The 22,187-nt window shown below is 45.7% G+C and carries 14 protein-coding genes; 4 read left to right on the top strand and 10 right to left on the bottom strand.

Translation table 11 applies throughout. The features are described from left to right. Nucleotides 1–100 precede the first annotated feature (100 nt). From AB4114_RS08925 to AB4114_RS08900, 6 genes are all read right to left on the bottom strand, one after another. Nucleotides 101–1,408: an ABC transporter substrate-binding protein gene (locus AB4114_RS08925; RefSeq protein ID WP_441988125.1), complete on the bottom strand. Its 1,308-nt coding sequence runs from the start codon at nucleotides 1,406–1,408 to the stop codon at nucleotides 101–103. 75 nt (nucleotides 1,409–1,483) lie between these two features. Further along, the gene (locus AB4114_RS08920; RefSeq protein ID WP_441988124.1) at nucleotides 1,484–3,073 is read right to left on the bottom strand and encodes a response regulator transcription factor; all 1,590 of its coding nucleotides are present in this window, start codon (nucleotides 3,071–3,073) and stop codon (nucleotides 1,484–1,486) included. A gap of 9 nt (nucleotides 3,074–3,082) precedes the next feature. Then, the gene (locus AB4114_RS08915; protein ID WP_441988123.1) at nucleotides 3,083–4,924 is read right to left on the bottom strand and encodes a sensor histidine kinase; all 1,842 of its coding nucleotides are present in this window, start codon (nucleotides 4,922–4,924) and stop codon (nucleotides 3,083–3,085) included. Nucleotides 4,925–4,977: 53 nt separating this feature from the next. Next, complete coding sequence (locus AB4114_RS08910; RefSeq protein WP_441988122.1) at nucleotides 4,978–5,790, bottom strand: carbohydrate ABC transporter permease; 813 nt, start codon at nucleotides 5,788–5,790, stop codon at nucleotides 4,978–4,980. A gap of 12 nt (nucleotides 5,791–5,802) precedes the next feature. Then, a complete protein-coding gene (locus AB4114_RS08905) occupies nucleotides 5,803–6,723 on the bottom strand; it encodes a carbohydrate ABC transporter permease (RefSeq protein WP_441988121.1) in 921 nt (306 codons plus the stop codon). An 85-nt stretch (nucleotides 6,724–6,808) separates the two neighbouring features. Beyond that, on the bottom strand, nucleotides 6,809–8,125 hold the full coding sequence (locus tag AB4114_RS08900) for an ABC transporter substrate-binding protein (protein WP_441988120.1): 1,317 nt from the start codon (nucleotides 8,123–8,125) through the stop codon (nucleotides 6,809–6,811). Nucleotides 8,126–8,769: 644 nt separating this feature from the next. On the opposite strand from AB4114_RS08900, the gene AB4114_RS08895 reads away from it, so the two are divergent. Then, nucleotides 8,770–9,753 carry a 2-hydroxyacid dehydrogenase gene (locus AB4114_RS08895; RefSeq protein WP_441988119.1) on the top strand — a complete coding sequence of 328 codons (984 nt, stop codon included), beginning with the start codon at nucleotides 8,770–8,772 and terminating at the stop codon, nucleotides 9,751–9,753. A gap of 449 nt (nucleotides 9,754–10,202) precedes the next feature. Here the strand turns inward: AB4114_RS08895 and AB4114_RS08890 are convergent, their stop codons facing one another. Both AB4114_RS08890 and AB4114_RS08885 read right to left on the bottom strand, forming a co-directional pair. Then, the gene (locus AB4114_RS08890) at nucleotides 10,203–10,547 is read right to left on the bottom strand and encodes a hypothetical protein (protein WP_441988118.1); all 345 of its coding nucleotides are present in this window, start codon (nucleotides 10,545–10,547) and stop codon (nucleotides 10,203–10,205) included. Between the two features lie 224 nt (nucleotides 10,548–10,771). After that, on the bottom strand, nucleotides 10,772–11,866 hold the full coding sequence (locus tag AB4114_RS08885; protein WP_441988117.1) for a threonine aldolase family protein: 1,095 nt from the start codon (nucleotides 11,864–11,866) through the stop codon (nucleotides 10,772–10,774). A gap of 103 nt (nucleotides 11,867–11,969) precedes the next feature. Between AB4114_RS08885 and AB4114_RS08880 the strand changes: the two genes are divergently transcribed. The 3 genes from AB4114_RS08880 to AB4114_RS08870 all read left to right on the top strand — a co-directional run bounded on the left by AB4114_RS08880 (nucleotide 11,970) and on the right by AB4114_RS08870 (nucleotide 14,500). Beyond that, complete coding sequence (locus tag AB4114_RS08880; protein ID WP_441988116.1) at nucleotides 11,970–12,269, top strand: Rieske (2Fe-2S) protein; 300 nt, start codon at nucleotides 11,970–11,972, stop codon at nucleotides 12,267–12,269. A 76-nt stretch (nucleotides 12,270–12,345) separates the two neighbouring features. Next, complete coding sequence (locus AB4114_RS08875) at nucleotides 12,346–13,689, top strand: amino acid permease (protein ID WP_441988115.1); 1,344 nt, start codon at nucleotides 12,346–12,348, stop codon at nucleotides 13,687–13,689. A gap of 49 nt (nucleotides 13,690–13,738) precedes the next feature. Then, on the top strand, nucleotides 13,739–14,500 hold the full coding sequence (locus AB4114_RS08870; RefSeq protein WP_441988114.1) for a MerR family transcriptional regulator: 762 nt from the start codon (nucleotides 13,739–13,741) through the stop codon (nucleotides 14,498–14,500). Nucleotides 14,501–14,660: 160 nt separating this feature from the next. Here the strand turns inward: AB4114_RS08870 and AB4114_RS08865 are convergent, their stop codons facing one another. Both AB4114_RS08865 and AB4114_RS08860 read right to left on the bottom strand, forming a co-directional pair. Further along, on the bottom strand, nucleotides 14,661–16,043 hold the full coding sequence (locus AB4114_RS08865) for an MATE family efflux transporter (protein WP_441988113.1): 1,383 nt from the start codon (nucleotides 16,041–16,043) through the stop codon (nucleotides 14,661–14,663). Between the two features lie 119 nt (nucleotides 16,044–16,162). Beyond that, nucleotides 16,163–21,931: a heparinase II/III domain-containing protein gene (locus tag AB4114_RS08860; protein ID WP_441988112.1), complete on the bottom strand. Its 5,769-nt coding sequence runs from the start codon at nucleotides 21,929–21,931 to the stop codon at nucleotides 16,163–16,165. Nucleotides 21,932–22,187 lie beyond the last annotated feature (256 nt).

Raw genomic sequence — 22,187 nt, 5'->3', positions numbered from 1 at the left:
TAGGTTCATTTTATCATAGGTACCTTTGCGAATTAAAAATTCTTCCAGACGAAACAAATATCCCCTCCCGGAAAGTTCCGAAAGGGGACATTTATACAACCTAATTGGCCAGCACACTATTCATTTTTTTCTCTAGTTGTACGAGCCCTTCCTCCGGATCCAGACCTCCCATTATAATACTTTGAAGCTCCTCTGACAAGGTGGTAAACATCGTTGCATATTTATCCGTTTGTGGGGCAAATTTGACGCTATGCTGCGCTTCGATAAAAAGCTTCCGATAAGGCAATTGCTTATACGCCTGGCTTTGAAGAACGGCTCGATTAGCGGGTACATGCCCAGCTTGGCCCCATAGCATGGAACCTACCTTCGAGAAATAAGACATGAATGCCATGGCCGCACGTTGTTTATCCTTCGATACATAAGTAGGAATGACAAGTGTATGCGAGCTCCCCCATTGCATCGAACTGCCGAATAGAGCTGGAAGCGGCATGATCCCCGCGGGAAGGGAAGACTCACTTAGATGATAGCCTGCCTCCCAAACACCACCCATCCATAGCGCCGCTTTGCCATTATGAAAGGTATCCCACGGAGTCTTATCATTCACATCGGAGAGCTTGCTTGCATAAATCTGTTGATAAAATTTTAACACACGAAGCGATTTGTCATTATGGATAGTTATTTTCGACTTGCTATCATCCAATAATTCGCCGCCTGCTTGATAATACATATTGAGGAATGGCTCTTGGAAATAAGGGGTATTGACAGCAAATGGCTCTATATCCGGTACTTTAGCTTGAATCTGTTGCAGCATCTGAATGAATGCCTCCGGCGTTGAGACCGCCAGCTTAGGCGTTTCATCGTCATTCAACAAGCCCGCTTTTTTCATAATAGCCTTATTGTAATATAACATGTGAAAATGCGTGTCTAATGGCAGCGCGTACGGCTTATTCATGAAGCTCACACTTCGAACATTGCTCTCCTCTAAGTCCTTGAAATCAAATCCAACCTCACTCGCCAATTCGTCCAATGGCATAATTTGCTTCGCCTTTACGAACGGTGACATTCGGTCAACATGTGCAACAGCTACATCCGGACCTTTTCCCGAAGAAAGAGCTGTGCTCAGCTTCACATAATATTCGTTCGATTCCAAGCGAAGCTGCTTCACGTAGACGTCCTTCTGTGAATTATTGAAATTTTGAACAATGCGTTCGGCGAACTCTCCTTCACCACCGCCAAATGGATTCCAGAACGAAATTTCCATAGGCGCTGCTGTGCTCGCTACTCTTTTCTTGTTCTCAGCTCCTTGCTGCTGATTATTGGATAGAAATGAGCATCCTGCAAGCACGAAAGTGAGTGTACAGATACATCCGATGCCAACACTGCGTTTGATCTTTCTTTTATCTAACAATCCGATCCCCCCTTTCCCCACACGCCTGACAATGAACAGCTCTTCGGTAAGCGTTTGCAATTAAGTTTGAGAAGACTAGTTTGACTTGTCTTCTTTGGCTAGAATTCGATATTCCGATGGGGATAGACCTGTTATTTTCTTAAATACTTTCGAGAAATATTTCGGGTCTGGAATGCCTACCAAATGGCCAATATCTGCTGTCTTAAGCTCACCTGTTAATAAGGTCATGGCTTTCTCGATGCGAATCCGCGTCAAATACTCCAGAAAGCTTTCTCCCATTTCCTTTTTGAACAAGTTGGCAAAATAATTTTTACTTAGGTGCACCAAACTGCTGATCGATTGCAGCGAAATCTCTTGTTGGTAGTACTGCCCGATATACTGCGCTGCCTTAATAATGCCATTGCGATCACTGTTATACACGCCGATCATATGCCGAACGAGTTCCTCAAATGCTTGCAGGAACCAAGCTTTACTCATCTGAATCGTCTCTAATTTGGATAATTGCTCATAGTACTGTTTCTTTAATTGGAGAATACTTTGCTGATCACTTGCCACCTCTGACCATAGCGTCGTGAGTAGAATTAGCAGCTCCAGTGAAATAATTTCCACGAGATCATAGTCTTTAAGCGCTGTTAGCTGTTCGAAAATATCTTCCAAGTAAGCTTGCAGCTCTTTCGTTTGAAAAGCATACACCATCGAATGAATATGCGTTGTGCTCACTTTAATATTATCCGTTAACTGACTTGATAGGGGCACATAATCAACACCATACAGAATCGCTCGTTCAGGGCCAATAAACATTTTATATTTCGCTGCGGCTTTTGCTTGCTCGTAGGCTTGATGCAGTCCTGACCACTTGGACGTACTCATACTGATGCCTACTGTACACGACATGGCACAATGATCCTTAAGATAGAGAACGACGGATTGTACCCATGTCTTCATCTCAGACAAGCCAGCAGCCGTCATTTCCCTTGCAAAAAGAAGGACATTCATTTCCCCTTGCCGATCTGGAAAAGCTTCATAGGCATCCTCTGAGGAAGTCGCCTTCACTTCAGCAATCGCCTTGCGTATCAATGCTTGCCCCTCCTCAACACTCTGCGCCCACTCATTCTTCACGATATGAAGCACATATAAGGGTAGCTGAACATCGGAGAGTCTTAAACTTTCTACGATGTGTTGGCTCCGAGCAGGGTCCATTTCTTCAAGGAGCTCTAGCATCCGTTTTTCTCTGATGAGAGGCTCAAGGTCACTCACCACAGGCTTCTGATCACTTGTTGGAGACGCTGCTAGAATCGACTCCCTGACTCGCAGCAGCGTTTCCTCTAGGTCACGAGGCATCATATCTGATTTGATCATATATTCGGAAACCCCATTGCGAATCGCTTCCTTCGCATATTGGAAATCTTCCAAGTTGCTAAGAATAACTATTTTCATTTGAGGATAACTTTTACGTACTTCCGTAATTAACGTAATGCCATCCATAACAGGCATTTTGATATCTGTGATGAGAATATCAGGTGGGTTCTCGCGGATCAACGCCAAGGCTTCTTGCCCATTCGCTGCTTCACCGCTCACCGATAAGCCCAGCTTATCCCAATCAATCATCGAGCGAATACCAAACCTTACGATATATTCATCTTCCACAATCACAACTCGAAACATGCTCTTCACCTACTTCATTTCTGGAAGTCGGATACGAATATGGGTACCCGCTCCAGGTTCACTTTGAATGTCCAAACCATAAGGCTTCCCACAAATGAGTTTAATTCGTTCGTCTACATTCGCTAAGCCAATCCCGCTTACTTTATCAACGGAGGGAGCCACATGTCGATTAAGGCTTTGAACAAGACTAGCATCCATGCCACGCCCATTATCCACGACCTCGAAGCGTATTCCACCTTCCGGATGGATGCCGCACCGAATATGAATTTCACCTGTTTCTCTATCTGTAAAAGCATGAAGAATGGCATTCTCTACAATGGGTTGTAGGATCAGCTTTGGCGTACGATATGTACGAACCTCCTCGTCCAAATGAACAAACGTCTCGATATTAAAGTTGAATCGGAACTTTTGAATACCCAGATAGCACTGCACATGTTCGATTTCTTCTTCAATGGTTACCGTCTCTTCACCTTTACCTAAGCTAATCCGCAACAATCGGGATAGAAGACTGACCATTTCAGCCGCATGATTAGCTTTCTGCAGGAGCGCCGTCCATTTAATGATATCCAGTGTATTATACAGGAAATGTGGATTAATTTGCGCTTGTAGAGCCTTCAATTCCGCTACTCGCTTATGGTTTTGTTCCTCATACACCGTTTCCAAGAGACCATCAATCCGTGTAACCATGTAGTTAAAGTTTTCGCCCAAAATATCGAATTCATCATTACGACGCTTGGCTTTGAAACGGACGGTCAGATCACCTGACATGACTTGCCGCATCAATCGAATCATTTTCAGAATCGGCTTGGAGATTGAATTAGCTAGCAAGATTGCCGTCAGGATAGAGAATAAGATACATATGAAAGCGATCACCAAAATAATTTGCAGCAACCGATTCGAATCTTTGTACAGCGATGCCTCCGAAATGACATTGACGACGATCCAGTCGTTTGTATGCAGCTTTTTATAATTCACAATCAATCTTTCACCTTGATATTTCAGTGGAAAAACGGATTCTTCCATCGCCCCACGAAACATTTCTGTGTACCCGTCTTCGCCTAGCACTTCTTTCACACTTTTCCCCAATACACGACTGTCTGGGTAAGAGATGATGTGTCCTGAACCATCAATAACGAAACTAGCTATATCCATATCACTCTTGGTCGTTCGAGCACCGATTTCTTTCAGCACATCCTCGCGGATGTCCAGTACGGCAATGATTCCTACAGGACTATCGTCCGACATTTTGTATATTTGCTTGGCGAGTGAGAAGACGTGAACATTTTGCGTGTTTAAACTGTCGACATACGTTCCCAAGCGCGTGGAAAACCACCGGAAATTGCTCCCATCCTCCAAGGTCTGCAGGAATGGGGATACTTTATCCAAAGACCGATCATTCCATCTATAAATACCTTTGATAAAATGCTGTGGTGAAAGGAACGAAATCGACTGTATATCCTGATTAATTGCAATAATGGTCGATAGCTTCGTAGTTAAGGATAGACTATCTAGATCATATTGGGTAGGATCTGTGCGATCCAATGTGCGCAGCATCGTGACAATGTCGTTGTTATTGACGACCTGCATCATCATATCTTTGTAAATGCCAAGTCTCGTGTCAATATTCTCCGCGGTCTGCTTCAAGAGTTGTTCCGAGTATTCCGTTACTTTATTGTTAATCGTTGATTTCGATATCGAATACGAAATAAACCCCAATGCAAGCAGGGGCGTTAGCGAAAAGAGGAACAACAACAGCATCCACTTATAGCGAATGCTGCTCGTCCATGTATACATCCATGAAGGAATTCGTTTGTGGCGTTGTTGCGTCGCAACTTCTGATGCTTGGGTCATCGTTGTAGCAACCCTTTCTGGGAAGAGAATCGAACGTCTAGTTATGCTGCGAATTATCCTTTAATTCCCGACATGGCCACCCCTTGCACAATTTGACGCTGCAGGACAGCAAACACTAGAATCGTTGGAATTGCTGCAATGGCACTTGCTGCCATGATCAGATTTAAGGACATCGTATTATTCGACAAAAATGTCGGGAGTCCTGCTGATAAGATCATGTTCTCTTGCGAGGTAATGGAAAGATACGGCCACAAGAAATTGTTCCAAGATAAAATAAAGTAGAAAATCCCGACAGAGAACATGGCAGATCGAGTAAGCGGGAGACAAATGCGATACCATAAACCGAAATTTCTACAACCGTCGATTTGTGCTGCCTCGATATAATCCTTCGGGACGCCGTCCATGAACTGCTTCAAGAGCAGGATGCCGATTGGATTCGTGAGCCCAGGCAGAATAATCGCCCACATGTTATCAATCAGCTTCAGATGAAGCGTCGTTTCGTAAAGTGGGATTAGAATCGCTTCTGTGGGAATTAACAAGCCAGAAACGATGACCAGATAAAACAAACTTCTGGACTTGAAAGGCAATTTCGAAAAGGAGAAAGCAGCTAGGGAGCTGAAGATGAGTGAAATAATGGTTGTTAGCACACCGATAACTGCGCTATTCCATGTCCATCTTAGGATCTGCGAATCTTTGATCACTTTCGTATAATTATGCAAATGTAAATCCGAGACATTCACCCAATCACTTAGAGCAGAGACATTAACGCCGTCCGGTTTCAGTGAAACAATCAGCATCCAAATCAATGGAAACATAAATAAGAGAGCCAGCATCACGGCGATGATGTTAATTGCGATTCCTTTCATGTTCAACCTCCGTCAATCTTTTCTGTCTGTTAATTTGAACTGTACAAAGGCGAGGATCAGCATGATGACGCAGAATACGATGGATTGAGCCGAAGCAAGCCCGAACATATCCTTTTTGAACCCCGTGACATAAATGTAACGAATCATGGTATTCGTGGAGTCCCCTGGACCTCCGCCGGTCATAATCTGTACTTGCCCAAACAACTTTAAACACGAGATTATTTGATAAAAAACTTGTATTTGCATGACTCTCGACAAGCCTGGGAGCGTAATATGAATGAATTGCTTCCAAGCGCCAGCGCCATCTATTTTCGCAGCTTCATAATGATCTGTAGGAATTTCTTGTAAGCCCGCTAGGAACAGTACCATCACGAAGCCTACACACCACCAATCGGTTGTAAGGGTAATCGCCCACCAAGCGAGATGCTTATCCGTCAGCCAGTGAATATCACCAGAGAAACCAATGAGTTTCAAGAATGCGTTAATCGGGCCATACTTCGAATCGAAAAGTCGGAGCCATATGAAACTGATGACCGAGACCGACAGTACATAAGGCAGGAAAAACATGGAACGAATGAGCGTTCGAAAGCGGAGATTCTGATTAATCAGCAAGGCTAAAATAAGGCCGAGGACGATAATTGTCGGTGTACAGATGATGACAAAGTAAATCGAGTGCCACATATACAGATAGAAATTAGAATCACTGAAAATCTTTTTATAATTCGCAAAACCAACATACTTCTGCATCCCCTGAATGCCCCATACGTGCAAGCTCATCCAAGCCCCTCGCCCTACTGGCCACAGATAGAAGATGGCAAAAGGGATCAGAAACGGCAGCAGATACAGCAGTGCCTTCATTTCCATAACTATTCGTAACGGTTTACGTTCGCGGAGGACCCAAGTCCGATCACGCTCACTTACTTTTGTCTCCATTGGCTCTTCTCCTTGTTTCTTTCTATAAAGTTCGGGTGGAGCCCCGTTAGCGTGCGCGGAGGCTTCACCCGATTCAAACGGACGATTAATTGGTCAAAATATCATTGATTTGCTTATCCAAGCTTTTCAAGCCGTCTTCCGGAGATTGCTTACCGAATAGAATGTTCTGTAAGGACTCTGAAACCGTCGTGATAATCGTTGTGTATTTATCTGTTTTCGGTGCGAATTTCACGGTTTTCTGAGCTTCGATGAAGAAATTACGGTATGGCAGCTTTTTGTACTCATCGCTTGTCGTTACTGCGCTGTTGGCAGGAACGTGTCCGGCTTGACCCCACGTTTTGCCACCTACCTCGGAGAAGTACTTCATGAATTTCGCGGATGCTTCTTGTTTCTCCGTTGTTACATAAGACGGGACGACGAGCAAATGGGAGCTTCCCCAGTGCGTTTGGCTACCGAAGATCGCAGGCAGCGGCATCGCACCAATATTCAAAGCTTTATCGTTAAGCAATAGTCCCGCTTCCCACACGCCTCCGAACCATAGGGCTGCTTTCCCGCTGTGGAAGGAATCCCAAGGCGTTTTATCATTAAGATCGCTGTATTTGTTTTTGTACAAATCCATGTAGAACTTAAGGACATTCAATGCTTTCTCATTGTTAATCGCGGATTTCGTCATATCCCCATTCAAAATATCGCCGCCTGCTTCATAGTACAAATTCAGGAATGGCTCTTGGAAATAAGGTGTATTCACGGCTAACGCCTGCACACCAGGTACTTTCGCTTGAATTTGCGCTAATGTTTTCTTAAAGCCATCTGGCGTCAAATCTCCTAGCTTCGGCGTGCCATCATCGTTCAGCAGCTCCGCTTTCTTAAGCAGATCCTTGTTGTAATAGAACATATGGAAATGTGTATCTAACGGTACGGCGTAAGGCTTTCCGTCATAGGACACGCTTTTGATATTGGAATCTGAGACTTGTTTCAGATCAAAACCAACCTTGCTGGCAAGCCCATCAAGCGGTAAAATTTGCTTCGCTTTGACGAAAGGCGAGATCCGATCCACGTGCGCTACAGCCACATCTGGCCCCTTCGAAGATGAAAGTGCTGTGCTTAGTTTCGCATAGTACTCGTTCGATTCTAGGCGTAGCTGTTTCACGATGACTTCCTTTTGGGAGTCGTTATAGCCTTTGACGATCTGATCTACGAAATCGCCTTCGCCACCGCCGAACATATTCCAGAAAGTAATTTCTACCGGATTCGCTGCTTTGCTTGTCTCTACGGCTTTCGTTGTCTCTGAAGCTGTCGTCGTAGTCGTTTTGGTATCGCTTTCTTTTGTGCTCGAGCAGCCTGTCGCTACCATAGCAAGCGCAATGCTTGCGGTAAGTAAACTTGTTAATTTCTTTTTCATTGTGATGAACAACCCTCTCTCATTCGGTTTATGTTAGTTGCGAAAGCCCTTTCACTCAGATGTAAGGGCTTTCCTTGGTTCTAACTTTACAAGGAATCGCTCCGCGTCTAAACCGATAAAACCGTCAACTTTAGGGAACAAACGTAAGAAATCCTCAGACTGCATTTTAGCTACATGGTGACGATGTTACGATTGGAGGGGTGAATCGTACGTTGGATGCGGATTGATCAAATTAGATATAGGAAATCCATTTATTTCGTCGGAGGGGGCTGCAACCAACTCTAACTACGTCAATATCAACTACTTTATCTACTCCCCTTCATACATCTCCATCTCCATCTACCTCAACCTCAACCTCTACCATAACCTTAACTAACATTATCTACTCAACTGCAAGGTCAATTTATGAAGAAGCAACTCTAGTGAACTAGTAGATTTACATATCTCATTCCGATCAATTTAGCTATAATAGAACAGACTGCCTAAAGACTATTTTGACTTGTCAGATCATCTTTTGGTCAATCGAGAAGAAAAAAAGTGCCTAGTCGGGACTGAAACCCGCTATTCGAATAAACGCGTTATCTCGGCACTTTAATAATCGCATGCAAAGTATATTCAAATGAGATACTCAAGGAGGAATACTCATGTCGACCAAGCCCAAAATACTCGTTACCCACAAATTACCGGAAACCGTTCAGGATTATTTAAATCTCCATGGTGATTGTACGTTCTGGAATGAGGAAGGCAGTATGCCTCGGAGTGTCATCTTAGAAAATGTCTCGGATGCGGAGGGAATTCTGGGAGGAACAATTGACGAGGAGCTGCTAAGTTGCGCACCACGGCTGCGTGTAGCGAGTACCTCTTCAGTCGGGTACAATCATTTTGATCTAGATGCAATGAGAGCCCACGGGGTAATTGGTACGCACACACCATATGTACTGGACAGCACCGTCGCTGATCTCGTTCTCGCGTTGATGCTAAGTGCAGGACGAAGAATCGCAGAATTGGACGCATATGTGAAACAGGGCAAATGGCAAAAGGGTACGATCGGTACCGAATTATTCGGTGTAGATGTTCATCATTCGACGCTCGGGATTATCGGCATGGGACGGATAGGCGAAGCGATTGCCAAGCGAGCTGTGTTTGGCTTCGATATGAACCTGCTGTATCACAGTCGCCGTCCAAAAAAAGAAATAGACGAGCGCTTCAATGCCCGCTTCTGCGAGTTGGATGAGTTACTAAGTGAATCCGACTACATCGTTGTGATGACGCCTTTAACTCCAGAGACGAAACATATGATCGGCGAGGAGCAGTTTAACCTGATGAAGTCATCAGCCATCTTCATAAATGCCTCCCGAGGAGCAACCGTAGACGAGCAAGCGCTGATTAAGGCGCTTCAACAAGGGAAAATTCGAGGAGCTGGTCTCGATGTTTTCGATATCGAGCCCACTCCCGTAGATAATCCATTGTTGCATATGCCGAATGTGGTAACTTTACCTCATATCGGCTCGGCGACAGCACGGACTCGTAATGACATGGCTGAACTTGCAGCCAAGAATCTTGTGGGAGCTCTGAACGGCGGTCAGGCCTACGTTGTGCAGGAGCTAAAGGATTTGGTTCCGAATTAACGCTTAGGATCCATTCCCTGTGGGACTATCATATAGCCAAATTTAACGGACGTGACAGCCTCTATTATCTGAAAATGAGGCAGTTTTGAATTTTAATGGACACCAGAGGCGTTATTGACTGATTTGCGTGCCAACATGTGTGGCAAGGGACTGAATAGCGGCCGTGGCGGCCGTTACATTTGGACTCTCTGCTTTTCTCATCAAATAACGGCTCTCCTGTCCGTAACGGAGTAAAAATCAAAGCTAACCTTGCCTCACAACTAGTTCCCTCTGCTGCGCTTACCTCAAAGCTTATACTTTTAATCTATTGAAAAAAGAGCCCAAGGGCTCTTTTTTCAATAGATTATTTACAAGCAAGTTAGTTGATCGATATATTGTCGAAACTTACACTATTCCCGAAGCCACCACGGACCCCGATCGTACCATTGGCAAATGTTGTATCGGTAAAGTTAATTTTTGGAGTGGCCATATCGCCTACGTACACCTTGCGTGCCGATACCGCTTGCCCACGTTTTGCCATCACTGCTTTTCTTCGTGAACACATTACAGCTTTGCCTACCACAAACCTCAAAGGTTACGATATACTGGCCATTGTTCATTTTTTGCCATACCGGCATACCAGGCCGCGCTGCTGCATTGCTTGGGTCCCAAGCAACATAAATCTTACTTCCCCAGCTTGCGCCGCCGTTCGTAGAAAGTTTCTCCGAAATAATTTCACTATACGATGGACTCTCCGTCACATGCTTTTCGTTCGCATACATGACAGCCAGCGTGCCGTCGCTCAAAATTTGCATATGCGGCTCGTACACGCCTTTATCAGGATTGCCGAGTGTACTAGGAGCACCTGTTTCTCATCGATGGTGCTTAGATAGCACTGGTCTCCCCACGTGGAGTACAAAGTTACGATTGCTTCAAATCAGCGTTCCTTAGCAGCAAATAGCGCACTGTTGTTCCGCTTCGTCAAACCAAGCAGAACAACAGTGCGCTATTCGTTACACTTTATAGGTAGACCGGCACACTATCCCTCCCGCAACCCTGCAGCCAACCGTTCAAACGTCAACTTCAGCTTGTCCTTCGGAATTTGCGCGATAGCATCGCCAATACTTATCTCGAATGAACAGATCCCCTCGCTGGACTCACGTAGATAGTGGATCAGACCTACATCCGTCTCCGCATACAATCCAACTAGGATCGGCTCGAGCTTCTCTTTCGGCATATCAATATGAACGTGGAACATATTCGTAACGGGTACCCGCGGCAAGGTAGTCACGAGTTGACAGCTATTAAACAGCGCTGCAAGCTCCACTGCTTCTTCATAGTATTGACCCATCTTCGGCTCACGCTGCTTGAAATAGTAGCTCGCACAAAGGTAATACGGATACAGGCTGATCAAATCGCCGCCATGCCGCCTTTTCCACACCTTCGATTTTGCCGTGAAAGCCTCATCACCAGCAAGAATAGCACCTGCTATCCCGCCGATTCCTTTGTAGAAAGAGATATACACACTATCGAAAAGCGCACACAGCTCTGCCGCAGACTTCTGGTAGTAAGGTAGTACCTCGTACAATCTCGCACCATCCAGATGTAGCTTAATTCCATGGGCACGACAATGTGCCGAAATCGCAACGAGCTCCTCGAAAGGCGGCAGATCACCACCAATTTCACGCTGTGGCAATTCAATCAAGAGACATGCGATTTCTTCCTTGAGCTCAAGAATTTCATCCAATCGAATCAAGCGATTCTTCTCGCCGAGCAAAATCGATTCAATCTGGTGCAGCTCCTTCAATCCATCCTCTTCATGGATCTCCAAATGACTTAACGGATGATAAGCAACCTTGCGGATTCCCTTCTCATCACACCAAATTCGTAGGGCAATCTGCTGCGCCATCGTCCCGCTAGGGAAGAATACAGCCTTCTCTTTACCAAGATAAGCGGCCATTTCTGCCTGAAAGCTCTCTATACTTTCGCCAGTTCCATAAATGTCACTTTCAATCTTGCCATCCAGTCCATCTAAGGCCTCTTTTAAAATTTGAATATTTCTGCGACCGTGTCCACCTACGGGATACGAGGTTTGGCGAAAGGCTGCTGCTAGGGGAGATAATGTACTACTCATGGATCGTGCTCCTTTGTTTTTGCCATCTGCTTAGAGATCTTTGATGTCGTTTGGATTATAATGAAATGAATGAAGAAATCCCCTTGTGAAAAGGAGCATCCCCATGAATGAAATCCTGATTGGTTCTAAGGAACAGTTTACTGCAAACCCCTCCGAAGTGAAAGTAAATGGCAAGCGATTTTTCCTTACGGAAGCGGATGGTGTCTACACGTTGCTCTCTAGTCGTTGCCCTCACGCCGGTTATGCGGTGGAACTTGAGAATGGTGAACTGGAATGTCCGCTGCATGGCTGGACCTTTGAAGTACATACAGGCCGTTGCCACAATGTTCCTAATGCAAGGCTTCAACCCTTTGATGTCATCGAAAAAGAAGGTTTTTTATACGCACTCATGGACTTGTCTTAACTGTATATTTTACCAATGGACAAGCTATACTATGGGCTGTTGTTATTCATTTCTCTTTAACAGCTTAGGAGGCGGCATGTCCACAAAAGCAACCCCAACCAAGAACAGCACGATGGCGTGGTGGCAGCTATCACTGCTCGGCGTCGCCTGTACGCTCGGAACTGGCTACTTTCTAGGTGTCGGTATCGGCCTCACAATGGGCGGCGCTTCCATGCTTTTCTTGTTCATTTTAGCTGCAGCAGGCACGTATTTCGTTCTTGATGCTTTGCTACAAATGACAGGTGAGCATCCCCAACAAGGCTCCTTCCGCTCCTATGCCAAATTAGCATATGGACGTTGGGCTGGATTTAGCAGCGGCTGGATTTACTGGGGATCTCAGTTGATGATCATGGGGAGTCAATTAGCGGCTCTCTCCCTGTTTACACGATTCTGGTTTCCCATAGTACCGATGTGGTTGTTCGCCTTCTTCTATGCCAGTCTCGGCGTAGGTGTCATCTTGCTCGGTGTCCAAGCCTTCGAGCGGTCGGAGCATATTTTCGCACTCATCAAAGTTTCAGCGCTGCTGATATTTCTCCTCCTTGCCGGTGCCGCGGTACTCGGGTGGATTAGAGGAGGTCTCCATCCTCTTTCATTTCCTATTTCAAAAGACACCTTTCTGCCCTCAGGGCTCAAGGGCTCTTGGTCATCCTTCATCTATGCGTTCTACGCCTTCGGCGGAACGGAAATGATGGGGCTTTTCGCCATGCGTCTAAAGAATTCGAGTGAGGCTCATCGAGCAGGCTCCATCATGATCCTTCTTTTAGCTATCCTCTACATCGTCTCGCTCTTCTTAGTCTTAACCCTCTTACCCTTGCACGCTCTTCATGACCAAAAAAGCCCCTTCCAAGTCAGCTTGGAAAGCTACCCATTGCCTTATGTTCCGCATGTATTCAATGCTATCCTCATTATTGCTGCTTTCTCGACGATGGTGGCTTCCTTATTCGCCGTTACCTCCATACTCGTTGCCCTTGCGAAGGATCATGATGCGCCATTCATGTTCACTCGTACGACAAGTGGAAGAAGGCAGATTCCGTACAATGCTCTAGCCTTAACTTCCGGTGGAATGGCTGCCGCTGTTATTCTTTCCTTGCTTTTACCCGATGAACTTTACACGGTTATGTCAACGGCAGCAGGTCTCACCTTGCTATTCATCTGGTTATTGATTTTGCTGTCCTCCGGACGACTATTAGTTCATACGCCTGCTAAAATGTTCAAACGCTGGGTGGGCTTGCTTCTTATTCTGATTGCCATTTCTGGGGCTGCTTTTCACCCTACCACGCGTCCTGGCTTCTTCGTTAGTCTGTTATTCATCGTGCTGATTGGATTCATCACTTTCGTCGTTCACTTCAGCTGGACTCACAAGATCAAAAAAAGGACTTGACATTCACGCTACGTAAACCTTTACAGTTAAGTTGTCAGGAGGTGAGCAGATGGAATACACGGTACAGCACTTGGGGAAGTTGGCTGGAATCAGCACCCGTACACTTCGCTATTATGATGAGATTGAACTTCTTATACCGGCAAGAATCAACTCATCCGGATATCGCATTTATGGGCAAAATGAGGTGGATCGGCTACAGCAGATCTTATTTTATCGAGAGTTGGGCATTCCTCTGGAGCAAATTAAAGACATCATGTCGTCCCCTACTTATGACGGAACCCGTGCACTGATGGACCATCGAGAGCAGCTTCTCGACAAGCGGCGACAATTGGATATTCTCATTGCCAACGTCGAACAAACCATTGCTTCCAAAGAAGGGAGACTTACCATGTCGAACAAAGAGAAATTTGAAGGCTTCAAACAAAAACTAATTGATGATAACGAGAAGAACTATGGGAAAGAGATACGTGAGAAATACGGCGATGACAAAGTGAATAAGAGCAATCAGAAACTACAAAATATGACGCAAGAGCAGCACGAAGCAGTGACTCGCTTAGCGGAGGAAGTAGCAGATACTTTAGCTGAGGCTTTCAAGCTAGGTGACCCAGGAAGTGAGCTTGCACAAAAAGCGGCTGATTTGCACAAACAATGGCTCATGTCCTATTGGACAGAATACAGTAAAGAAGCGCATGCTGGGCTTGCTCAAATGTATGTGGATGATGAACGGTTCAAAGCCTATTATGATGTGAAGCAACCAGGTACGGCAGCGTTTCTAAGAGATGCGATCCACATCTATACAGGGGTACACTAGCACGTTTTCTATGATTTGATACAAACATCCAATTCTTTTACAAGAAACTGAATATAGTATGATTACCAGCCGCCAGCCTCAACCCTCTTGTCATCTTTTTCATAATACGAAAGAAGCCTAAAACTCTCTCATCAAGAGTTTTAGGCTTCTTCATTTACAATTAGGCCGAATGAGCCAAGGTATCGCCGCTTGGTTTAACCAGTGATTTACTTTGCCATACACGGCTTCGCCAACGCAAATACATCAACAAGCCTCTCACCCACTCATCAACTGTAAAAGCAATCCAGACACCGAGTAGGCCCATCTCTAAATGAATCCCGAGATAGTAGGCTAATGGAACAGCAATCCCCCACATCGAGACAACCCCCATCATCACCGGGAATCTAGCATCTCCAGCAGCACGTAAGGAATTAATGACAACCAAGTTAAAAGTTCTACCGGGTTCTAGAATGATAGAAAGAAGTAGAATTGTCGATCCCATAGCAATGATATCGGGATTATCGGTAAATAGTCCGAGCAGTTCTTTACGGAAGATCGACGTAATGCCCACGATGACGAATGTCAGAACAAACGTAATCTTCAAGCTTCGGATCAATTTATGATAAGCCGCTTGGAAAGCCCCGGCACCCACCATGTGCCCAATAATAATTTCTGTCCCCATGCCAATCGCCATGCCCAGTGCCATGAAATAATTGGTCACATTCATCACATACACATGCGCACTTAGCGCTGTGGCCCCGATAATATTAATAAAGCTGAAAATCATCAAATACTGCGACTGCCATGAAACATGCTCTCCAGCAGAAGGTAAACCAATACTAAGAATTTGCTTCACAATCTTAGACTTGAAGCTCACATAGTGCTTAAGAAGAATAGGAACCTGTAAGCGACGATACAAGATGATCACAAGAACAATGAGTCCAAGAAGTCGACTTACAACCGTTGAAACAGCCGCCCCAGTAACTCCCCATTCAGGGAATCCCAGATTCCCGAAAATCAGGAGACTGTTGCCCACAATGTGAATCACATTAACCCCCAACGTAACGAACATCACGTCTCGGGTCTGACCATTGGAGCGCAATACCGAAGAAATCGCATACGACAACGCTTCAATCCAAATAAATCCGGAGATGATCGTTAAGTATTTTTTGGCGATCGCAATTTGCTGAGGATCCAAATGCATCAGATGCATTAACGGCTCACCAAACACAACTAACGCGATACTCACCATAATGCCGAAAATCAAATTAATCGTAATGGCTGTTGCAGAAATCCGACTCGCTTCTTTCACCTTACCTGCTCCCAGATGCTGAGCCACAGCCACACTCGTCCCGATACCCACGAAACCAAACATTAGAATACAGAACACAATGATTTCATTCGCTAAACCCACGGCTCCCGTTACTTCATCCGAAATTCGGCTTAACATAAAGACATCCGCAGTACCTAACATCATACGTAAAACAGAGTCAATAAAAATCGGCCAAGTGACTGCGAATAGACGGAGTTTTTGCCACGATGCTGTTGAATCTATGTCTTTCATTCGTCTTCACCTCAAGTTATTGCAAATGCAATTAGCATAGAATACGAAAGCGATTGCAGTCAAATGAAAATAATTAACTTTTTTTCATGGTTATTTGATTACCTAATACAACTCGTAAGTTACTCACCGAAATAAATGTCATCATACCAGGCTGATCCGCTATCTCCTGTCTTCGTCAGGGTTCTGAGCTGAATTCTGGCTTTCACCGCTCCAACGCCTTGTGGCGGGGCAATTGCGTTAGCTTCCTTCTGAACCCAGCCTGAAGGAGTAGACGAGTTGTAGCTCACATTGTCATCGTATAATAATACGCGCGTTCCAACTTCCTGATTGCCGGAATTGTACCAAATGACATATGCTGCTTGTTTATACAACTTGCCGCTGTGCTGCTCCTGTCCTCTAAAACGGTAGGTGGAGCTCGGGTTAATCGCAAAAATATCGCTGTTCAAATATACGATGGTGTTATCGAGATTCGTTCCACTGAACGTATATTTCTGACTATAATCACCATCTGCCTTAGCAACATCGTCTCTGGAGAAGCTTACGTTAGAATATGCGCCATTGGTATACAAGCCGCTCCAATTGTTAGCTAATCCATTCTGATCTGTGTCTATTTCAAAACTTTGCGTAGCCAGTAACCCTTGACCTAGGGAAGTGACTTCCATATCATCCAGCCACAGGTCTATGGCATTCTTCATGTCTGTCCACAGAAACACGGTTAATTTGCCGCTTACTGCTCCCGCCGGGGCGACAACCTTAGCTTGGGCCTGGAGCCATCCGGTCGATTGTGGAGCGGTGGCATTTCGATCAATAAGAATATCGTTCTGGCCGCCAATCCGATATCCGTCTTTGTCATACCAGTATACTTTGCCTGTGAGCCTGTTCACATTCGTTGCCGTCGCAACCGTCGCAGCAGCGATCTTGTACCAAAACTTCGCCTCATAAAGCCCGTTTTCCTTAATATCGAACCTTGTACTGGTGACGTGCGTGTTCATAAAAGCTCCGCCTGATGCATTGGCGATGGATAACTTCAGGCTCCCAGTTCCTCCATGATAGGTCACGTTATCCATGGAGATCGCTGCGGCATTATAGTTAGCTATGTCCCAATTATTGCTATTAGTGTCAAGCCCGCCGTTAACAATCAGATTCCCGATCACAAATGGAGTTACAGTCACTTTCACACTAACTACCCGCGTAACGCCTGATAAGGTCACTTCAGCGGTGATTTCCGCCGTTCCTTCCGATAAGCCTGTCACCAATCCACTGCTGCTGACGGTAGCAATGTTCACATTGCTGCTCGTGAATGTTTTCGAGGCAGTACTCAGATCTGACGGAGTTCCATCATAGAGTCTTCCCTGCAGTGATATTTGCCGTGTGAAGCCGATCTTCAGCGTTTCGCTTTTCTTGCCGGCGTTCATAGTTCTCAGTGTATTAGAGATGATTTTCTCCCCAGCCTCCGTGAAAGTAAACTGGTATTGAGTCGTTCCGTCATAAGGCGAAATGAGGGTTACAGTCCCCGCGCCATCCGTCTTGATCTTACCGCTCACAGTATGATCCGGCTTCCACTCGACTGATATATCACTGACAACGTTGGCAGATATCAACTGCACTCCTTTATACGCAAGTCTAGATCCTTTCATTAGACCGACAGTAGACACATAGTTATCAGTCTCCTTCTTGTACATCAGGGCGAATTTGGCATCCGTATTCACATGGGTGGTGATCGTATTGCCATATGCAGTCGTATAAGCGCCGCCAGGCACGTTGATCTCGCGAACATCTGCATCGATCTGATTAATGGTCATCCCTTGCTCTCCGGATCGCTTTGGTCGGTAGACTGTGAAGAACTTCTCATTCATTTTGGCTGTGGGTGTGTACATCTGAAAATCGTATAGATTCGTATTGCCGGAGTCTCCCTTGATCTGCTGCTCGGGCATGAGCGAGTAGCTACCGGAAGCCGGAAGTACAATCCCCATTTCAAGACTTGAATTCGTTGCAGGATCAGTGAAGGTAATCATGTTCCCGTTCACCGAGCGAGGTTGACGTGTATGCAGATTATATTGTATGGTCGATGCTGCGGTCGGGGTAACTTCATCTATGATAAAGAAGATGTCCGGCCTAGCATATACGATATTGCGCTTGAAAGAACTCATTTTCTGCACAGCTCCGTTGTTGTAGGCATCTTTGGCTTCGCTCGAATAGAAATCAAAGAGCGGCGATGCGAACTCCCTTTCGACCTGTGCCGCAGACCCTGATTTCTTCCATATTTGATCCTCGCCATTCAGGGAGATCGTATTGTGACTTGCCGTTCTGATGTAATCTGCATAGGAAGGGTCGGAAAATAGCGTTCTGCCGCGATCCTGAACAAACTTGGCGCCGTAGCCTTCCAGAATGAATGAATTCCTGTCTAGATGATAATGACCAGCTGGCCATTGCCCTCCAGCAAATCCGAGCATAATATCGTCGCCTTGCTCCCAGCCGCTTCTCATGAACATGTAACCTGTTCCAGCCTTCGCTGAATTGCCATCAAAGTTAACATACAGAGGCAACTGCGGGTATGAGGCCTCGGTTTGGTTGGAGAAAATCAGGTTGAATACAGGATTGCCGGATACGGAGACGAATAATTCGTTCTCATTCGTACCGATTTGCCACACCCACTTGTCGTATGGATTCTGAAACTGTTGCGATGCATAATAATCGGCTATGTGATTGGCATTCATATACAGGGTATTGCCATCATTAAAATTCAACGTTTGCAGCGGCTTGTCTGAACCGATCGAAATATTATGAAGAACGAACTCAATCGATCGCTTCAGTCCATCGGTCTTTAGACCAGAAGTCCAGCTTGGATTGTAGCGGGACAACACCTCAGCGCCAAATATTGCAGAAGAAGTAGAATAAATCCAATAGTTCATACCTTCATCGGTGTCCCCGTCGGGCTTGTAATAGTTATTGATAACAGTCTCCAGGTTGGTCTTGGCTTTGGCAATCTTTGCGGTGTCGTTAATGACAATCGCGCCCACGGCGAGAGCACCGTTGAAGTCAAGCCCTTGATTATTGGTTTGCCAGAACGTTTGCGTGTTCACGAACGCATCCAGATATTTGACACCTTTGTCCCGGATAGCGTTGCGAATGAGCGTTCTTTCTTCATCTGTCAGTGTATTATAAATCCAGTCGTAGCCAAGACTAGCTGCGACAACCGCCTGCGCTTCATTGAACGGTGACCAGCGCCCGTCGGGGTTCGGCTTTTCCGTTCTGCGGTACATGAAGGATTGCGTCCACTCCGGCGTATCGGCCATGGTCAGCAGAATACGGCGAGCCATATCGGCATAGGCCAGATTGCCTGTCATTACATAAGCGTATGACAGCTTGGTAATTTTATCCGGCCAACCCAACGGTATATCGTTGCCGTCACGTGAATAATTGCCTTTGGCAGTGTCAGCCGGAGGCAGATAACCATCGATATCGTTCTCCGGCACATAGCTGAGATATGCGTCGGCTTGCTTCTGCACCTGATCGAATATATCTTTGTCCACACCTGTCTTGATTCTATTCCTTAAGGTCGCAACATCGGAGCGAGAGAAAAGAAGACCATGGGGAATACCTGTCGTCAATAGGTCGTCAACGGTACTCTTCATCTGGGTTTGGCTATGGTTCGGTTTTGGCTCCGTGCCCGGCTTCTTAAGCATGATCCAATGAAAGTTCGCGCCGGCAATTTCGTCATGGATTTCCACGGCTCCCGCTCGATCTCGTATACCCAGTTCAATGCTCGTCAACATCTTCGGATTTGCCAAATCCAGCGGAACTTCCTTATATTTGCCGTCCGTAATTTCTCTTATGCTTTCGACTGTCTCCGGCATCCCACTCGTATCGATGTAATTCACCCTCATAATGATTTCCTTGCCGCCGGCGCCGCTAGTGTCGATAATGACCCGATCGTAAATACCCTGCACATCCAAATTGAATTCTCGCTGGTAGAGTACCTCGTTGTATGTCCCTGCCGTCTGTTTATACCAAACCATAAGTTCACTGGTTTCCCGAGATATCCCGAAATTCCCAGCTGTGTTGTTGACATTATGCTTCAGCTTCCAGTATTGCTCGCTGTTCATTGTCCTGATCCACATCGGATCCAAAATATCTTCCACACTATTGTTGGCGATGAGAGAATAGGTTTCATTTTTGCCTAAATAAGCATTATCTACATACACCGCTCCCTCATTAGATAAGCTCGATGGCGTATAAACACGAATAGCAATCTGCGCTACTGTTGCGTTTGCAGGGGGGATCACCGTCAGATTTTTATTGAACCAGCCGCTCAACACCACCGAGTCGTAAAGGATCGTTTCGTCCCATATGTCCTTGGCTGCAATCTGCGTGCCGACAGTGTCAAAGAAAAGAATTTGACTTTGTATTCGATGAAGTTTGCCTCTCAAATTGAAGGATAGCTTGGCCAACATGGTTTGGGAGCTATCGATCGACCGTTTGCCGCTTTTCAGCTCCGCGTATGCCTGATCTGTGGCCGGAGAGCCAGCCGGAATGGACAGCTTCCCGCTGGATTTACCGTCTTTGGCATAAGTTGCGTCAACCGTCAGTGACGCCGAGTTCTGATCCAGATCAGCAAATTCCCAACCGTCTATCTTGCCGTCGGGCATATTGGCCATAGTCGCGTTATCAACTACATCCTCGTATTCAAAGGACGGATTCATCAGTTTATTCTTACCGAAGTACATGTTATCCACATAGAAGGTTCCGGCGGCCGTTGTGCTTTTGGAAGTGACGGCTACCTCGAAAATGGCTCTATCGGCCGAAGCAGGTGGAGTCAGATTACTCTCGAACATCTTCCATCCGGCATGGTTCACAGGATCATTGTATACGAGGATCTGCTGATAAATATGGTCTGCCCGAAGCGGATTAACCAGATCGGCCGTACTGTACCAAAGGACCCTTATATCGACTTCGTTATTCATATTCGAGCCCAAGTAGTTCAAATAAGCCCGATATAGGTATGTCTCCGATTCTTGAATTGATTTGACATAAGCAGATTTAATCTTTACGTACGAATTCAAAGCTTTTGTCCCGGACGGAATATTGAATTTCAAGCTCTTATTCCCTTCAAGTACCTGTTCATCAGACAATGCGGCGGTGGCGCTGCCGATGGTTTTGGTCACGGTCCAATTATCCGGTACGGTATCCCCGGCTGCATCCCGTTCGAAATCCGCATTCGGCAGTATATTTCCAAGCCGCTCCTCATTGCCTTCGACCAAATTAACATCATCTATATAGATGATTCCACTATCGGATGCGGCATTTTCAAAGCGCAGCTGAATGCGTGCTGTCGTTGCATTAACCGGGGAGTTGGGAGTGCCCGCCGCTTTATACTTCCAGCCGCTGAATGCGGAACTGTTGTTATTCACTGTCTGATTCCAGATCATCAAGTCGCTGCCCGCTATGTAAGCTCCACTTTCATCGTACCAGACAACCCTTGCATTAACGGCAGATAAAGCTCCGCTGAACCCTGTTTGGAAGGAAACTGTATAGGCGGTACTTTTTTTAACAGGTATCGGAGCGCTAAGCAACTGTGCATAATGAGTTTCTGCAAGAGAATTTGCGGTAAAAGTAACTTTGGCGCTCTTACTCCCCTCAATCGCGTAATAAGTATCGAGGGTAACGCTTGCGCTTGTTACTCCTACATTAGAGAGCACCCAGTTGTCCGGTTGGCCGTTTGCGTCGAGATCATCTTCAAACCCGCTATTCGAAACCAGATTCGACGGAAGGCTGTCTGCAGAAGCAAGGGGAATCCCTCCAAACTTGGCCGGTAAGGGACTTAGGGTAAAAAACATGCATACAAGCAGAATTGAAATCAATGTCTTGTTAATCCTTCTTCTCTTCATGAATTCGCACCCTTTCGCATTTGGTTTGGATCTGCCCAATTCCAGAAGGCTTCATCCTCTTTAAGGGTAAGCGTTTTATTTTAGGGCAACAATCTCACAATTTGAATTTGATGTTTAAATTATGAATCGTTCGAAACAGAAAGATCCCATGATGAGGACGAGAATGCCCGTCTCATCGCAGCCCCCATCTCCGGAATTGGCAGTGAAGTAGGCTATGTGTAACCGCTTTACATTGCCTGTAAATTTAGTTATGATG

Source organism: Paenibacillus sp. 2RAB27 (assembly GCF_052115445.1).
Classification (GTDB): domain Bacteria; phylum Bacillota; class Bacilli; order Paenibacillales; family NBRC-103111; genus Paenibacillus_E.
The sequence above is the reverse complement of the archived record's forward strand: the minus strand, read 5'-3'. Positions and strand labels throughout refer to the sequence as shown.

Bases quoted from the DNA above. Each gene is read 5' to 3' on its own strand.
- AB4114_RS08920 (WP_441988124.1), bottom strand. From the start codon at position 3,073: ATGTTTCGAGTTGTGATTGTGGAAGATGAATATATCGTAAGGTTTGGT.
- AB4114_RS08915 (WP_441988123.1), bottom strand. From the start codon at position 4,924: ATGACCCAAGCATCAGAAGTTGCGACGCAACAACGCCACAAACGAATT.
- AB4114_RS08910 (WP_441988122.1), bottom strand. From the start codon at position 5,790: ATGAAAGGAATCGCAATTAACATCATCGCCGTGATGCTGGCTCTCTTA.
- AB4114_RS08905 (WP_441988121.1), bottom strand. From the start codon at position 6,723: ATGGAGACAAAAGTAAGTGAGCGTGATCGGACTTGGGTCCTCCGCGAA.
- AB4114_RS08900 (WP_441988120.1), bottom strand. From the start codon at position 8,125: ATGAAAAAGAAATTAACAAGTTTACTTACCGCAAGCATTGCGCTTGCT.
- AB4114_RS08895 (WP_441988119.1), top strand. From the start codon at position 8,770: ATGTCGACCAAGCCCAAAATACTCGTTACCCACAAATTACCGGAAACC.
- AB4114_RS08890 (WP_441988118.1), bottom strand. From the start codon at position 10,547: ATGCAAATTTTGAGCGACGGCACGCTGGCTGTCATGTATGCGAACGAA.
- AB4114_RS08885 (WP_441988117.1), bottom strand. From the start codon at position 11,866: ATGAGTAGTACATTATCTCCCCTAGCAGCAGCCTTTCGCCAAACCTCG.
- AB4114_RS08880 (WP_441988116.1), top strand. From the start codon at position 11,970: ATGAATGAAATCCTGATTGGTTCTAAGGAACAGTTTACTGCAAACCCC.
- AB4114_RS08875 (WP_441988115.1), top strand. From the start codon at position 12,346: ATGTCCACAAAAGCAACCCCAACCAAGAACAGCACGATGGCGTGGTGG.
- AB4114_RS08870 (WP_441988114.1), top strand. From the start codon at position 13,739: ATGGAATACACGGTACAGCACTTGGGGAAGTTGGCTGGAATCAGCACC.
- AB4114_RS08865 (WP_441988113.1), bottom strand. From the start codon at position 16,043: ATGAAAGACATAGATTCAACAGCATCGTGGCAAAAACTCCGTCTATTC.
- AB4114_RS08860 (WP_441988112.1), bottom strand. From the start codon at position 21,931: ATGAAGAGAAGAAGGATTAACAAGACATTGATTTCAATTCTGCTTGTA.